Annotated in this window: 10 protein-coding genes; 4 read left to right on the top strand and 6 right to left on the bottom strand. The window is 68.2% G+C overall.

Features of this window, described 5'->3' with window-relative positions; genetic code table 11:
- Positions 1 to 11: 11 nt before the first annotated feature.
- Positions 12 to 1202 carry a phosphatidylserine/phosphatidylglycerophosphate/cardiolipin synthase family protein gene (locus V5F89_RS05280; RefSeq protein WP_338447199.1) on the bottom strand — a complete coding sequence of 397 codons (1191 nt, stop codon included), beginning with the start codon at positions 1200 to 1202 and terminating at the stop codon, positions 12 to 14.
- A gap of 107 nt (positions 1203 to 1309) precedes the next feature.
- Between V5F89_RS05280 and rpoZ the strand changes: the two genes are divergently transcribed.
- Positions 1310 to 1654: a DNA-directed RNA polymerase subunit omega gene (rpoZ, locus tag V5F89_RS05275; RefSeq protein ID WP_338447198.1), complete on the top strand. Its 345-nt coding sequence runs from the start codon at positions 1310 to 1312 to the stop codon at positions 1652 to 1654.
- Positions 1655 to 2727: 1073 nt separating this feature from the next.
- Here rpoZ and V5F89_RS05270 read toward each other — a convergent pair.
- The 4 genes from V5F89_RS05270 to V5F89_RS05255 form a co-directional block, all read right to left on the bottom strand.
- A complete protein-coding gene (locus V5F89_RS05270; RefSeq protein WP_338447197.1) occupies positions 2728 to 4164 on the bottom strand; it encodes a glutamate synthase subunit beta in 1437 nt (478 codons plus the stop codon).
- 54 nt (positions 4165 to 4218) lie between these two features.
- Positions 4219 to 8898, bottom strand: coding sequence for a glutamate synthase large subunit (gltB, locus tag V5F89_RS05265; RefSeq protein ID WP_338447196.1), 4680 nt, complete (start codon positions 8896 to 8898; stop codon positions 4219 to 4221).
- 217 nt (positions 8899 to 9115) lie between these two features.
- Positions 9116 to 10759: a hypothetical protein gene (locus tag V5F89_RS05260; RefSeq protein WP_338447195.1), complete on the bottom strand. Its 1644-nt coding sequence runs from the start codon at positions 10757 to 10759 to the stop codon at positions 9116 to 9118.
- A 32-nt stretch (positions 10760 to 10791) separates the two neighbouring features.
- Positions 10792 to 12018 (bottom strand): TIGR04063 family PEP-CTERM/XrtA system glycosyltransferase, encoded by a 1227-nt coding sequence (locus V5F89_RS05255; RefSeq protein ID WP_338447194.1) that lies wholly within the window; start codon positions 12016 to 12018, stop codon positions 10792 to 10794.
- Positions 12019 to 12262: 244 nt separating this feature from the next.
- Here V5F89_RS05255 and V5F89_RS05250 point away from each other — a divergent pair, with 244 nt between their 5' ends.
- The 3 genes from V5F89_RS05250 to V5F89_RS05240 all read left to right on the top strand — a co-directional run bounded on the left by V5F89_RS05250 (position 12263) and on the right by V5F89_RS05240 (position 14716).
- On the top strand, positions 12263 to 12712 hold the full coding sequence (locus tag V5F89_RS05250; RefSeq protein WP_338447193.1) for a MaoC family dehydratase: 450 nt from the start codon (positions 12263 to 12265) through the stop codon (positions 12710 to 12712).
- Between the two features lie 101 nt (positions 12713 to 12813).
- Entirely contained in the window at positions 12814 to 13992 is a 1179-nt protein-coding gene (locus V5F89_RS05245) for an acetyl-CoA C-acyltransferase (RefSeq protein ID WP_338447192.1), read from the top strand.
- Positions 13993 to 14104: 112 nt separating this feature from the next.
- Complete coding sequence (locus V5F89_RS05240; RefSeq protein ID WP_338447191.1) at positions 14105 to 14716, top strand: DUF4126 domain-containing protein; 612 nt, start codon at positions 14105 to 14107, stop codon at positions 14714 to 14716.
- Positions 14717 to 14738: 22 nt separating this feature from the next.
- Here V5F89_RS05240 and V5F89_RS05235 read toward each other — a convergent pair whose 3' ends face one another.
- A complete protein-coding gene (locus V5F89_RS05235) occupies positions 14739 to 15983 on the bottom strand; it encodes a polyhydroxyalkanoate depolymerase (RefSeq protein ID WP_338447190.1) in 1245 nt (414 codons plus the stop codon).
- Positions 15984 to 16143 lie beyond the last annotated feature (160 nt).

Here is a 16143-nt window from a genome sequence, read left to right as displayed (position 1 = left end):
CAACGACTCGGTCAGAGCCCGAGGTTGAGCCGCCGCGTGACCGTGTAATCGACCACCGATACCAGCAGCCAGCCGAGGTTCCAGCGGACCCGGTTGAACAGGGTGGCCCGCGCCTTGTGCAGCGCCGGGGTGATCGCCTGCGAGGCCGCGATATGGTGCGCGATGAACGCGCGCATGCGTTCGGCCAGCGCGGCATCCTTCACCTGCAGCATCAGCTCGAGGTTGAGATAGAGGCTGCGCATGTCGAAATTGGCGCTGCCGACATAGACGACATCGTCGAGCACGATCAGCTTGGTGTGCAGCTTGCAAGGCTGGAATTCCCAGATCCGCGCGCGCTTGCGCAACAGGTAGTCGTAAAGCGAGCGCGCGGCGCCGATCGTCGCCCCGTTGTCGCTGCGCCCGGCCATGACCAGCCGGGCCTCCCCGCTGGATGCGATCCGCCCGATCCGCCGCAGCAGATGCGGCGGCGGGGAGAAATAGGCCATCAGCATGTCGAGCCGCCGGCCTTCGAGCAGATCCTGGCCGACCTCGCGCGCCCAGGTCGACAGGCCCCGCGTCGGGCCGCCGACGAGCCACCGCGCGCCGTCGTGCGACCAGTCCCAGCTCTTCACCGCCCGGTGGATCCGGCGGAACGTGCCGTCGTCGAGATCGCTCCATTCCGCCAGACGGGCGAACCAGTCGACCAGCCCGGCGACCGCCGGCCCCGCGATCCCCACCGCCAGGTCGTTCCATCCGTCCTTGGCCGGCGTGGCGAAATAGGAATCGGCGATGTTGAACCCGCCGAACATGCCCCGGCGATCGTCGGCGATCACGATCTTCTGGTGATTGCGGATCAGGTAGCGGTGGGTCCAGCGCGGGCTGAACCGGCGGACCGAGCCGCCCGCCGCGCGCAGGGGCGCGAAAAACGCGTCGCTGGCATCGGCGCCGAAGGAATCGAGCACCAGCGTGACCGCCACCCCGCGTCCGGCCGCGGCAATCAGCGCATCGCGCAGGGCCGTGCCGATCGCGTCTTCGGCATAGATATAGAAACAGAGCTTGAGCGAGGCCTGCGCCCCATCGATCATCGCGAACAGCGCATCGCGCCGTGCGCCGCCTGCCGGATAGAATGTCAGCGACTGGCCGCACGCCTCGACCGTGAACGGTTCGGGCGCGACGAAGCCGGCGCGGTCGGCATTGCTGCAACTGGGGTCCGCATCGGCCATCGCCGCGCTCTAGGCTGCCGCGCGGCGCCGCGCAAATCCTTGACTCTCGCGCCCCGAACGCCTAGCTCGCGCCCTTTCCGTAAACCCGTTTGATACCGGAGTGCCCCATGGCGCGCGTTACCGTCGAAGATTGCGTCGACAAGGTTCCCAACCGTTTCGATCTCGTCCTGCTTTCCGCGCAGCGCGCGCGCGAGATCTCCGGCGGGGCAGAACTGACCGTCGACCGCGACCGCGACAAGAACCCGGTCGTCGCCCTTCGCGAGATCGCCGAACAGACGATCCGCCCGAAGGACCTGAACGAATCGCTGGTGCTCAGCCTGCAGAAGATCCTCCCGGACGACGAGGACGAGGCGGACGAAGTCGGCTCGCTCAGCCAGTCGGCCGAAGCGCTGCGAATCACCGCATCGGCCCCGGCCCGCTCGACCTCGATCGGCGGCGATTACGAGGGCTGAGAATGCCGCCCCGCGCGCCGAACCCGCGCGCGGACGCCGACACCGCATCCGCCGAACAGCCATATCTGCCACCCGGGCCCCAGCGTAGGCTGGGGCCTCAGGCCACTGGCGTGTCGCCGGTAACCCTCCGCGCACCAGCGCAGGCGGGGACCTCAAGCCGCTGGCGCTCCGCCCGGTAGCCCTCGCGAGCCCCAGCGCAGGCTGGGGCCTCGGGCCGTTGGCGCTGCGCCCGATAACCCTCCGCGCACCCAGCGCAGGCGGGGACCAGGCCGCCGGCGTGTCGCCCGATAACCCTCACGAGCCCCAGCGTAGGCTGGGGCCTCAGGCCGCTGGCGCTCCGCCCGATAGCACGAGGTCCCAGCCTGCGCTGGGACTCGGAAGGGGGTCTGGTTATGGCAAAAATGGCTTGACAATTGTAACCCATTGGGTTATAGGAGCCCCGCCAGTCCACTCTGGCACAAAGCGACGGGGGCGGAGCGTGTACGCGTCACGCAGGCCGCTTCGTCCAGACGGCCGGTGCCTCGGGGGGCTAGTGACCTTTTAGAGAAAGCCCCCTTTGCCGGTATGCGAGGAGTTTTCGGGGGACCTGTCCCTTCGGCTCCGCGGTGGGCCTCAACGCCGCAGAGCCAGGGACACCCCCGACGGATACGGTGCCGGCGAGCCCTGGCCGTATCTCGCCTCGCAGCCCTTAAGGGCCGAGCGAAAGGTTGCCGTAACCCCTTTCGCCGTTCGCAACGATGTTACCAAGGCAACCCTGTGACGCCCAGGTGGCAATCCTGTGATGCCCAGGCGGCACCGGCCGATTCCGTCCGCTTGCCTGTATGCTCCGGCGTAAGGTCCGCATTCGCCAGCGGATGGTGGGGTGTGTCAGTCTGCCTTTCCGTTTCTCTCCCCTCCGTTTCCCCCTTTCCTCTCCCCCCTCTCCGATCCCCAGCGCAGGCTGGGGTCTCGTGCTAGCAGGCGACACGCCAGCGGCCTGAGGCCCCTGCCTTCGCAGGGGCTCGGGACGGTATCGGACATAGCGCCGGCGGCCTGAGGCCCCAGCCTGCGCTGGGGATCGGAGGGTCATGGGGCTAGCGCGGCAGGACGCTCGATCCCATCAGGGCTTCGTCCACCGCGCGGGCGCACTGGCGGCCTTCGCGGATCGCCCAGACGACCAGGCTTTGCCCGCGGCGCATATCGCCGCAGGAAAAGACGTTCGGCTCGCTGGTGGCGTAAGTCTGCGTGTCGGCCCGGACATTGCCGCGCGCGTCCAGTTCCACCCCCGCCCGGTCCAGCAGTCCGCGCCGTTTCGGCCCGGTGAACCCCATCGCCAGCAGGATCAGGTCGGCCGGGAGGGTGAACGTGCTGCCTTCGACTTCTTCCATCTTCCCGTCGCGCCATTCCACGCGCACGCATTCCAGCCCGACGACGTCGCCGCCTTCGGCCACGACGCGCCGCGCGAGCACCGACCAGTCGCGCTCGACCCCTTCCTCGTGGCTGGAGGAGGTGCGCAGCTTCAGCGGCCAGTCGGGCCAGGTCAGCGCCTTGTCCTCCTTCTCCGGCGGGCGGGGCATGATTTCGAGCTGGGTGACGCTCTTCGCGCCTTGCCGGTTGCTGGTCCCGACGCAATCGCTGCCGGTGTCGCCGCCGCCGATCACGATCACATGCTTGCCGGTCGCGGTCAGCGTGCCGCGCGGCGCCGCGCGCACTTCGTCGTCGCCCGCGTTGCGCTTGTTCTGCTGGGTCAGGAACTCCATCGCCAGGCGCACGCCGGGCAGTTCGGCCCCCGGAATATCGAGCTTGCGCGCTTCCTCCGCCCCGCCGGCGAGGACCACGGTGTCGAAATTCTCGCGCAGGGCCGAAAACGACACTTCCACCCCGACCTCGCTGCTGGTGCGGAACTGGACGCCTTCGGCCTCCATCTGCACCGCGCGGCGGTTGATCAGGTGCTTTTCCATCTTGAAGTCGGGAATGCCGTAGCGCAGCAGCCCGCCGATCCGGTCGGCCTTCTCGAACACCGTCACCGCGTGGCCGGCGCGGGCGAGCTGCTGGGCGCAGGCGAGGCCGGCGGGGCCGCTGCCGATCACCGCGACCGACTTGCCGGTGCGCTTCGCCGGCACCTGCGGCTTGATCCAGCCTTCGTTCCAGCCGCGATCGACGATCGCGCATTCGATCGATTTGATCGTCACCGGCTGGTCGACGATGTTGAGCGTGCAGGCCGCCTCGCACGGGGCGGGGCACACGCGCCCGGTGAACTCGGGAAAGTTGTTGGTCGAATGAAGCATGTCGAGCGCACGCTTCCAGTCCGCCTCGTAAACGAGGTGGTTCCAGTCGGGGATCAGGTTGTTCACCGGGCAGCCGGTGTGACAATAGGGAATGCCGCAGTCCATGCAGCGCGCCGCCTGGTTGCGCAGCTTCCCTTCGGGCAGCGCGTGCACGAATTCGTTGTAATGCGCGACCCGTTCCGCCGGATCGGCCGCGGTGCGATCTTCGCGATCGAATTCGAGGAAGCCGGTTTCCTTGCCCATGCCGTTAGATCCAGTTCGTTCGATGAAGGGCGCCCGCCCGAAAGCCGAAACGCATCATTCCGCCGCCACGCTTTCCGGTTTCCGCCCGTCCGCGCCGGTTGACGAGTCGCGCTCCGCTTCGAGCCGCTCCGCCTCGAGCTGCGCCAGTGCGCGGGCATAGTCGCGCGGCATGACCTTGACGAAACGCGCGAGGGCAGCGTCCCAGTTGTCGAGCAGCGCGGCCGCCTTCGCAGAGCCGGTGTGCCGCTTGTGCCGCTCGACCAGAATGCGCAGGCGTTCGGCGTCGTGGCGCAGCATGTCGCCCATGCCCAGATCGTCGACCGAGCGCGGATGGGCCTGGGGCCGGCCCGTGCCGTCCTCGGCATCGGGCTCGGGCGATATCGGCAGCAGGTCGACTTGCGCCGGGTTGCACAGCCGTGCAAACTCGCCGGCCTCGTCGTAGACGTAAGCGACGCCCCCGCTCATCCCCGCGGCGAAGTTGCGCCCCGTCGGGCCGAGGACGCAGACGACGCCGCCGGTCATATATTCGCAGCCGTGATCGCCCGTCCCCTCGACCACCGCGACCGCGCCCGAATTGCGCACGGCGAAGCGTTCGCCGGCGACCCCTTCGAAGAAGGCCTCGCCCGAGATCGCGCCGTAAAGCACGGTGTTGCCGACGATGATGTTCTCTCCCGGATCGCGCGCGACGCCGGCCGGCTGGCGCACGACGATGCGCCCGCCCGATAGCCCCTTGCCGACATAGTCGTTGGCATCGCCGACCAGATCGAGCGTGACCCCGTGCGCCAGCCAGGCGCCGAAGCTCTGCCCCGCCACGCCGGAAAGGTTGATGCGGATCGTTTCGGGGCCGAGGCCCGCGTGGCCGTGGCGCCGGGCGATCTCGCCCGACAGCATCGCGCCGACGGTGCGGTTGACGTTGCGGATCTCGCGGTGGATCCGGATCGGCGTGCCCTTGTCGATCGCATCGCGGCAGGCGGCGATCAGCTCGTTGTCCATCGCCGCGCCCAGGCCGTGATCCTGGGTTTCGGTGTGATAGAGCGCGCGGCCCTCGGGCGCCGGGACCGGGTGGAGAATGCGGCCCAGGTCGACCCCATGCGCTTTCCAGTGGCGTTCGACCCGCCGCGTGTCGATCCGGTCGACCCGCCCGATCATCTCTTCCAGCGTGCGGAAGCCCATTTCGGCCATGATCTGGCGCAGTTCCTCGGCCACGAAGAAGAAATAGTTGATCACATGCTCGGGCGTGCCGGTGAAGCGCTTGCGCAGGACCGGGTCCTGCGTCGCGACGCCGACCGGGCAAGTGTTGAGATGGCACTTGCGCATCATGATGCAGCCCGCGGCGATCAGCGGCGCGGTGGCGAAGCCGAACTCGTCGGCGCCGAGCAGCGCGCCGATCGCCACGTCGCGTCCGGTGCGCAGGCCGCCGTCGACCTGCACCGCGATGCGGCTGCGCAAGTCGTTGAGCAAGAGCGTCTGCTGCGTTTCGGCGAGGCCGATTTCCCACGGCGATCCCGCGTGCGTCAGGCTGGTCAGCGGAGACGCGCCGGTGCCGCCTTCGTAGCCGGAGATCGTGACGTGATCCGCCTTGCTCTTCGAAACGCCGGCGGCGACCGTGCCCACGCCCACTTCGCTGACGAGCTTGACCGAAACGCGCGCGGTGGGCTGCACGTTCTTCAGGTCGTGGATCAGCTGGGCGAGATCCTCGATCGAATAGATATCGTGGTGCGGCGGCGGGCTGATGAGGCCGACACCGGGCGTCGAATGGCGCACTGCGCCGATCGTCTTGTCGACCTTGTGCCCCGGCAGCTGGCCGCCCTCGCCCGGCTTGGCGCCCTGCGCCATCTTGATCTGGATATCGTCGGAATTGACCAGATACTCGGTCGTCACGCCGAACCGGCCGCTGGCGACCTGCTTGATCCGGCTGCGCATCGAATCGCCATTGTCCATCGGGATGAAGCGATCCGGCTCCTCCCCGCCTTCGCCGGTGTTCGAGCGGCCGCCGATCCGGTTCATCGCGATCGCCAGCGTCGTATGCGCCTCGCGGCTGATCGAACCGAAGCTCATCGCCCCGGTGCTGAAGCGCTTGACGATCTCGCTCGCCGGCTCGACTTCGTCCAGCGGAACGGGGGTGTCGGCGGGCTTCAGCTCCATCAGGCCGCGAATGGTCAGCAGGCGTTCGGACTGCTCGTTCACCGCGCGGGCGAAATCCTCGTAGCGTTCGCGCGAATTGCCGCGCACCGCGTGCTGCAGGCTGGCGACGCTGCCCGGGGTCCAGACGTGGTCCTCGCCGCGCAGGCGATACTGGTAGATGCCGCCGGCATCGAGCATTCCGGCATAGAGCGGGTCGGATCCATGCGCGAGCGCGTGGCGGCGCACGGCTTCCTCGGCCACTTCGATCAGGCCGACACCCTCGATCGTCGTCGCCGTGCCGGTGAAGTACTTGTCAACGAAGGCGCTCGACAGGCCGACGGCATCGAAGATCTGCGCCCCGCAATAGGACTGGTAGGTCGAGATGCCCATCTTGGACATGACCTTGAGCATCCCCTTGCCGACTGCCTTGATGTAGTTCTGCCGCGCGTCGCCCGCCGAAATTTCGGGGAAACGCTCGGCCCGCAGGCTCTCGATCGTTTCGAAAGCCACGTAAGGGTTGATCGCTTCCGCGCCGAAGCCGGCGAGCACGCAGTAATGATGCACCTCGCGCGCCTCGCCGGTTTCGACGACCAGCCCGGTCTGCATCCGCAGGCCCTGCCGCACGAGGTGGTGGTGCACCGCCGCGGTCGCGAGCAGGGCGGGAATGGGAATACGCTCGGGCCCCTGCGCCCGGTCGGAGAGGATCAGGATATTGTGGTCGAGCAGCACCGCCTCGGTCGCCGCCCAGCACAGTTCCTTCAGCGCCATCTCCAGGCCTTCGGCGCCGGTCGCCGCATCCCAGGTGATGTCGAGCGTATGGGTGCGGAAAGCGCCGTCGAGCGCCGCCTCCACCGAACGGATCTTGGCCAGATCCTCGTTGGTCAGGATCGGCTGGCCGACTTCGAGCCGCTTGTGCGTGCCGGCATCGCGCCCCAGCAGGTTGGGCCGCGGGCCGACCATCGACAGCAGGCTCATCACCAGTTCTTCGCGAATCGGGTCGATCGGCGGATTGGTGACCTGGGCGAAGTTCTGCTTGAAATAGTCGTAGAGCAGGCGCGGCCGCTGGCTGAGCACGGCGAGCGGCGTGTCGGTCCCCATCGAGCCGATCGGGTCGTCGCCTGCCAGCGCCATCGGCTCGAGGAAACGGGAAATGTCTTCCTGCGTATAGCCGAAGGCCTGCTGGCGTTCGAGCAGGGTGGTCGTGTGATCGGGGATCGCGGCCAGTTCGGGCTCGATCGTCTCGAGATCTTCCAGCTTGTACTGCGTGCGCGAGAGCCAGGTCTCGTAAGGATGCTCGGCCGCCAGATCGGCCTTCAGCTCGGCATCCTCGACGATGCGCCCCTGCTCGAGGTCGATCAGCAGCATCTTGCCCGGCTGAAGCCGCCACTTGCGCACGATGTCCTCTTCCGCGAACGGCAGCACGCCGCTTTCGGAAGCGAGGCACACGAGATCGTCCTTCGTCACGCAATAGCGCGCCGGGCGAAGGCCGTTGCGGTCGAGCGTGGCGCCGATCTGGCGCCCGTCGGTGAAGGCCACCGCCGCCGGCCCGTCCCACGGTTCCATCAGCGCGGCATGATATTCGTAGAACGCGCGGCGGGCCGGGTCCATCAGCGGATTTTTGGCCCAGGCTTCCGGCATCAGCATCATCATTGCATGGGCGAGGCTGTATCCGCCCGCCAGCAACAGCTCGAGCGCATTGTCGAGACAGGCGGTGTCCGACTGGCCGTGCGGAATGAGCGGCCACATCTTGTCGAGATCGACGCCCAGCAGCTCCGATTCCATCGTCCGCCGGCGCGCTTCCATCCAGTTCACGTTGCCGCGAACGGTGTTGATCTCGCCATTGTGCGCCATGAAGCGATAGGGGTGCGCCAGCCGCCAGCTGGGGAACGTGTTGGTGCTGAACCGCTGGTGCACCAGCCCCAGTGCCGAGACGCAGCGCGGATCGCGCAAGTCGTCGTAGAAGCTGCCGACCTGGTTGGCGAGCAGCAGCCCCTTGTAGACGATCGTGCGGCTCGAAAAGCTCGGGATATAGGTCTGCGTCAGGGCCGGCATGTCGTGCTTTTCGGCAAGCTTCGCCAGCGGGTTGAGCGTCTGCTTGCGGATCACGATCAGCTTGCGCTCGAACGCGTCCTGGTCGGCGCAGTCGGGGCCGCGCGCCACGATGCACTGGCGCATGACCGGCATCGAATCGATCACCGCGCGCCCCAGCCCGTCGAGCGTCGTCGGCACGTCGCGCCAGCCGACGAGGCGCTGCCCTTCCTTGGCCACGAACTTCTCGAGCTGCTCGGCAACGAACGTGCGCGCGGCCTCGTCCTGCGGAAGGAAGCACTGCGCGACCGCGTAATCGCCCGGCGGCGACAGGTCGTGCCCGGCCTGCCCGGCCCAGTCGCGGATCAGCGGATCGGGGACTTGCAGCAGGATGCCCGCGCCGTCGCCCAGCAGCGGATCGGCGCCCACCGCCCCGCGATGATCGAGATTGGCGAGAATCTCCAGCGCCTGCCCGATGATCGCATGGCTTTTCTCGCCCTTGATATGCGCGACGAAACCGACGCCGCACGAATCGTGTTCGTTGCGCGGATCATACAGACCTGTCGGCGTGGGAAATCCCATCCAAAAAACCCCGTTCTGTCAGGTGCCGAAGCGCGTACCCCCTGGCCCCTTCGGCAATGAAGCGCATATTTCGCCGCGCGAATGCGCACGAAAATTGTCGCGAAAGCGCTTCATGCAGATTGGAACGGCATTTTGCAACTGCGAAGGGGGCGCATAGGTATTAGTAATTCTTGCGCGCGCAAAAGCGCCCCGGGCGCGATTTCCCGGAGGGGCCGCGTCAGGCGGCGCCGCTCAGCCGCTGCAGCTTCTGCAGAGCTTCGCGCAGGGCGCGTTCGGCCTGCGCCTCGTCGACCGGCCCGGCGCACCGCTCGGCCCCGGTTTCCGGCGGTGCGTCGAAAGCGCGCGCGGCGGCGGGCGGCGGCGCCCCCTCGGCATCGCGCGGGGAGCCATCGGCGGCGGGTGCGGCGCGCCGTTCGTCCCGGCCGGGGAAGACCGCCGCGGGTGCGAACGGCCCCCCGCCATCGGCATCGGGATCGGCATCGGGATCGGCTTCGAACCGGATGAATTCGTGGTCCCGGGGCTGCGAGCGAATGTCGAGCAGCGAACCGCAACCGTCGTCGACCGCAAGATCGGCGAAGTCGGGGACCCATTCCTCCTCGCCCTCGGAATCGTCCAGTAGCGCGGCGTCGGACGGCGAATCGCCGGCCGGGGCATGGGCAGGCCAGTCGAGCGAACGGCTCTCGCGCGCCAGCGGCAGGGACAGCGCCAGGTCCTCGTCTTCGCTCTCGAACGCCCCGTCGTCTTCGGGCACGACCGGTCGCAGGGCGGCCGGAACCGCTTCGAACGACGCGGCAGGCGGCTCGGCCGGCGCGGCGCCGGGCGCGGCGAATCGCGGCGCCTCGCGCGCTTCGACCCCGAGGTCGGGGACATAGCGCGCCGATGAAGACGTGTCCGCAAGATCGTCTTCAAGCTCAGGTTCAGGCTCAGGCTCGGGCACGGGCTCGGATACGGCCTCGCGGCGCTCCGCCGCGCGTTGCAGCGAAAGGGCGAAGCGATCGACGAGTTCGGCGATCGAAAGATCGGCCAGCGCCGGCCTCGCGCTTTCGCGCTCTTGGTCCTGCCCGGCCGGCGCGGCGAATGCGGGTGCCGGCGGAGGCGCGGCGTCGAAGGGCCGCGCGGGTTCGGCTTCGCCGCTCGCCGGTTCGCCCAGCGCATCGGCAGGGTTGGCGAAAGGCGGATCGTCGGCCCAGGTGTCGGGGGGCAAGGTATCAGGCGTCCGGGCCTCATCGGCCCAGGTCTCGGCCGGCGAAGTCGCGCCGGACGGCGGCTCGGTTTCATCCGGCGCGATGGCCGCAGGCTCCGCCCCGTCGGCAAAGGCAGCGAGGTCGAGCGCATCGTCGGCCGCGTCTTCCATCGGCGTGGCGATTTCGGCGGCATCGCCCGGCTCGCTCTCGTCGGTCAGGGACAGCGCGCGGCGACGGCCGGCGATCGGCGCGGATGGCGGGGCGTCGACCGGATCGTCGAAGCTGTCCATGCCCAGGTCCTCGCGCGCGGAGAGCGGCCGCTTTGCCGCATCGTCGCGGCGGGCGGACGGGCCGGAGCCTGGCCGGCGCACGGCGGGCCGGACACCGCCCTGGGCCGCAGCGACCTTGCGCGCGATGAAAAGGCCGGCAAAGACGCCCAGTACCGCAAAGACCAGCGCGATCAGTATCCGCGCGGAAACGCCGAGCGGCGCGGCGGCGGCGGGAACGGCCGCGGCAATGCCGGTCGCGTCGAACAGGTTTTCGAACAGCGCGGCGGGCAGCACCAGGCTGCCGAGCCCCAGAAGCGCGGCGAACCACAAGGCGACGATCGCCGGAAAGACCGGATGCTGGCTGATCGGAACCTGGCTGGCGGTCTTGCCCTGATACTCGGCTGACACGTGGTACTTCCCCGTTGCGCAGGCCGCCCGCCTCACGCAGCGAGCGATGGCCCATTCGGTCCACGGGCTAACAGCAGATGGTAAACGTCTCGATAACGACCGACATTGCGCGCCCAGTCGTGATTTTGCGCGATATGGGCGCGGGCGTTCCGGCGCATGGCATCCCAATCGGCGCGGTCACTCAGCAGGTCGGCCAGCGCGTCCGCGCAGGCTGCGGGATCGTCGGGCGCGAACAGCGTGCCGGTGGTGCCGTGCGCGATCAGTTCGCGGTGGCCGCCCACGTCGGATGCAGCCACCAGCCGGCCCTGCGCCATCGCCTCCAGCGGCTTGAGCGGGGTGACGAGGTCGGTCAGCCGGCTTTTCTTGCGCGGATAGGCGAGCACGTCGATCAGCGCATAGTACCGCTCCACCTCCGCATGGGGCACGCGGCCGGTGAAACGGATCGCCGCGTGCGCCGGGCTGGCCGCGGCCTGGGCGCGCAGCGCCTCGTCCATCGGCCCTCCGCCAACCAGCAGCAGGCGCGCCCCCGGTTCGCGCGCCTGCAGCCGGGGCATGGCGGCGATCAGGTCGTCGAGCCCCTCGTAATCGTAGAAGCTGCCGACGAAGCCGATCACCGGCCCGTCGCCCAGACCCAGTTCGCGCGCAAGCGCCGGGTCGCGCGGCGGCGGGTCGCCGAACAGTGAAAGGTCGACGCCGTTGGGGGCCAGGCCGATCTTCTCCGGCGGCACGCCGCGCCCGATCAGATCGTCGCGCAGCCCGCGGCAAATGGTGAACACCGCATCGGCCCCGGCGACCGCGCGGTTTTCCAGCGCCCGGGTGAGCCGGTATTTCAGCGAGCCTTCATGGCCGGTGCCGTTGCCGACCGCGGCGTCTTCCCAGAATGCGCGGATTTCGTAGACCAGCGGGATCGCATGGCGCCGCGCCGCCTTGAGCGCTGCGAGGCCGCACAGCGCGGGCGAATGGGCATGGAGCACGTCCGGCCGCCACTGCGCGACAACCGCCTCGATCCCCCGTGCGAACCGCTCGATCTCGCGCCACTCGCGCATTCCCGGCGGGCCGGAGACCGTTCCCGCGGTGCGGTGAAAGGCAAGCCCCTCGATCGTTTCAATATCCGGCCCCTCTGCCGAATGGCGCAAGCCGGTTACCCCGCGCACCTCGATCCCGGCCGCCTGCTGGCTTTTCAGGATCGCCCGCGTACGGAAGGTATAGCCGCTGTGCAGCGGCAACGAATGGTCGAGGACATGCAGCACCCGGGTCATGCCGCCGCCTGTTGCCACGACAAGCTTAACGGCGCGTCAACCGACCCCGGCCGGCGCGCCGCGCCCCCATGGCTAGCGGCGCGATTCGCCGGCGCGGCCGGCCTGCCGCGCCGGGTGGTCGCGCGCACCGCCCCGTTCGGCTGGCGATGCCGTAGCGGCACCGGAGGGCGCGTTGCGCTGGGCCGCCGCATGCGCCATGAAGCCGCGGTTTCGCAGTGAATCGACGGTTCGTAAGGAGAGGCGTATGACTCCGCAGGAAATCGCGGAAAAGGTCGGCGAGAATATCGGCACCAGCGAATGGGTCGAGATCAGCCAGGAACGGATCAACCAGTTCGCCGAAGCGACCGGCGACCACCAGTTCATCCATGTCGACGAGGAAAAGGCGAAGATGACGCCATTCGGCGGCACGATCGCCCACGGGTTTCTGACCCTGTCGATGATCCCCTATCTCGCGGCCAATTCGGACCTTCCCCGGCCCGAAGGGGTCAAGATGGGCGTCAACTACGGCGGCAACAAGACGCGCTTCATCAACCCGGTCCGTTCCGGCAAGCGCATCCGCGGCCACTGGAAACTGGTCGAGATGGTCGAAAAGCGTCCCGGCCAGTGGCAGCAGACGACCGAGATCACGATCGAGATCGAAGGCGAGGAGAAGCCCGCCCTGATCGCCGAATGGATCACGCAGCTGTTCGTCTGAACACGCTCCACCCGCCCCCGGGGGGGGGCGATTGCGGCCGGCATCGGCGGCCGCGTCATTACTGAAAGGCCCGGCCAGCGCCGGGTAACGAGAGGTTTGAAATGCGCAACGCAGTTATCGTCTCCACCGCCCGCACGGCCATCGGCCGCGCTTACAAGGGCGGCTTCAACGACACCAAGGGGGCCACGCTCGGCTCCTATTCGCTCGCCCCGGCGATCGAACGCGCCGGAATCGAACCCGGCGATCTCGACGACGTCGTCTGGGGCGCGGCGCTCCAGCAGGGCGCGCAGGCGGGCAATCTGGCGCGCCAGGTCGCCCTGCGTTCGGGCTGCCCGATCTCGGTCTCCGGCATGACGATCGACCGCCAGTGCTCGTCCGGCCTGATGGCGATCGCCACCGCGGCCAAGCAGATCGTGGTCGACAACATGAACGTGGTGGCCGGCGGCGGGCAGGAATCGATCAGCCTGGTGCAGACCAAGGAAATGCGGGTCATGCCCGATCCCGAGCTGATCAACATGCACGGCGCGATCTACATGCCGATGCTGCAGACCGCCGAAACGGTCGCCCAGCGTTACGGCATCACCCGCGAGCAGCAGGACGAATATGCCCTGCAGAGCCAGCAGCGCACCGCCGCCGCGCAGGAAGCGGGCAAATTCGACGACGAGATCGTCCCCGTCACGACCACGATGAAGGTCCAGGACAAGGAAACCGGCGAAATTTCCGACAAGGAAGTGACGATCGCCAAGGACGAGGGCAACCGGCCCGGCACCACGCTGGAAGGCCTGGCCGGCCTGCAGCCCGTCATGGGCCCGGGCACGACGATCACCGCCGGCAATGCCAGCCAGCTTTCGGACGGTTCGGCCGCCAGCATCCTGATGGAAGAAAAGCTGGCCGAAAAGAAAGGGCTCACCCCGCTCGGCCGCTATGTCGGCATGGCGGTCGCCGGCACCGAGCCGGACGAAATGGGCATCGGCCCGATCTTCGCCATTCCCAAGCTGCTCGAACGGACCGGCGTGAAGCTGGAAGACGTGGGCCTGTGGGAACTGAACGAAGCCTTCGCGGTGCAGGTGCTCTATTGCCGCGACAAGCTGGGCATCCCCAACGAGCTGCTCAACGTCAACGGCGGGTCGATCTCCATCGGCCATCCCTATGGCATGACCGGCGCACGCTGCGTCGGCCACGCGCTGATCGAAGGCAAGCGCCGGGGCGCCAAATATGTCGTGGTGACGATGTGCGTCGGCGGCGGCATGGGCGCGGCGGGGATGTTCGAAGTGCTCTGATCGCCCTATAAGCCTTCACTGCGCGGGCGGCGCATGTGGTCTTTCCCGGACCGGGCCCGGCCGGGGAGACAGCCCATGCGCCGCCCGTTCGTTTGTGCGGGGGAGAGCGGCAATGGGCGTCATGGAAATCATCGGCATCGCGGGCAGCGTCAGCCTGCTTGCCGGCTGGCGGCTCTATCTGTGCATATTCGCGACCGGGATCGCGATGCGCATGGAGGTCCTGCCCCTGCCCGAGCATCTTGCCGCGCTCGACGCGCTCGCCAACCCGTGGGTGATGGGCATTGCCGGGATCGCGGCCCTGGCCGAATTTCTCGCCGACAAGGTCATGTGGTTCGATTCGGCGTGGGACGCGGTGCACAGCGTCGTCCGACCGGTGGGCGGCGCGCTGCTGGCGCTGGCGATTATCGACCCGGCGGACCCGGCGGTTCAGATCGTCGCCTTCGTTCTGGGCGGCGGCGCGGCCTTCGCGGCGCACGCGGGCAAGGCCGGCGCGCGCGGCGTGGTCAACACCAGCCCGGAGCCGGTCTCGAACGTGGCGGTTTCGACGGTGGAGGATATCGCCACGGCCGGCCTGCTGTGGACGGCGTTCGAATATCCTTACGTCGCCGGGGCGATCGCCCTCGTCCTGCTGGCCATCACCGTCTGGCTCGTGCTGACCGCGCGCAGGATGATCCGGCGGCTCTTCGCCCGGCCCGCGGGCGAAGGCGGGCAGCCTCCGCCCTGACCCGCGCCGCCGGCCCGCGCCCTCAGGCCGCGGCTTTCAGCCTGGCCTCGCCATGCCGGGCGATGAATTTCTCCACCACGGGGGCGATTTTCGTGCGCCAGCGGCTGCCGTTGAAAATGCCGTAGTGGCCGGCCCCCTCGGCGAGGAAATACTGCTTCTTCGCCTTGTCGAGCCCGGTGGCGAGGTCGAGCGCGGCCCGGGTCTGGCCGATGCCCGAGATATCGTCGCGCTCGCCCTCGATCGCCAGGATCGCGGTATCGCGGATCGCGCCGAGATCGACCGGCTTGCCGCGATGCACGAAAGTGCCGTTGGCCAGCGAATGCTTCTGGAAGACTTCCTCCACCGTCTGGAGGTAGAATTCGGCGGTCATGTCGCAGACCGAACGGTATTCGTCGTAGAAATCCTTGGTCGCCTGCGCGCTGTCCTCGTCGCCGATGGTGAGATGCTTGAACATCTCGAAATGGCTCATCATGTGCTGGCCGAGGTTCATCGACATGAACCCGGCAAGCTGGAGGAAACCCGGATAGACCCGGCGCCCCGCCCCGCGATGCTGCATGGGAACGGTCGCGATCACCGTGTGGCGAAACCATTCGATCGGCCGCTCCATCGCGAGGTCGTTCACCGTGGTCGGGCTTTCGCGCGTGTCGATCGGGCCGCCCATCATGGTCAGCGTGGCCGGGCGGCAGGGATGCTCCTCCGCATTCATCAGCGCGGTCGCCGCAAGGGCGGGCACCGACGGCTGACAGACCGCCATCACGTGCGCATCCGGCCCGATATGTTCGAGGAAGCCGATCAGGTAATCGATGTAATCGTCGAGGTCGAAGCGCCCCTCAGCCAGCGGCACCGTCTTCGCATCGGCCCAGTCGGTGACATAGACCTCGCAGTTTTCGACCATGCGCCGCACCGTGCCCCGCAGCAGCGTGGCGTAGTGCCCGCTCATCGGCGCCACGATCAGCAGGCGGGGAGCGTCGGCGGGCAGGCCGTCGCGCGCGAAACGCTTGAGATCGCCGAACGGCCGGTTGACCACTGTGGCTTCCTCGACCGCGAAGGACTTGCCGCCGACTTCGACCGTTTCGATCCCGAACGCGGGTTTCCCGCGCGGAGCGGCAGCATGGGCGAACACTTCCAGCGCGCTCGCCGCAACGGGGCCCAGGCCCATATATCCCATCGGCAGGTAAGGGCTGGAGAGCATTTCCGCCCCCATCGAGGCCCAGGCGCTGGCTCCGCCGAGCCAGGCGCGCTGCAATTCATAGGCGTGATAGAGCAAATCGTTTCCCCTGCTGGGCGTCTCGTCGCGGACGCTTCCCGTCGTTTTGTGCGCTGCACAGTGACGGGAGACGCTGCATTGTGCAATGCATCATTTGGTTATTCGTGCCCGAAACGCCAGGGGTGAGTGGATTTTGCGCCCGGCTGGCGCTAGGCCGCGC

The sequence above is a fragment of the Pelagerythrobacter marensis genome (genome assembly GCF_036700095.1).
Classification (GTDB): Bacteria; Pseudomonadota; Alphaproteobacteria; order Sphingomonadales; family Sphingomonadaceae; genus Pelagerythrobacter; species Pelagerythrobacter marensis_A.
This window is presented reverse-complemented; position numbering and strand designations above follow the sequence as displayed.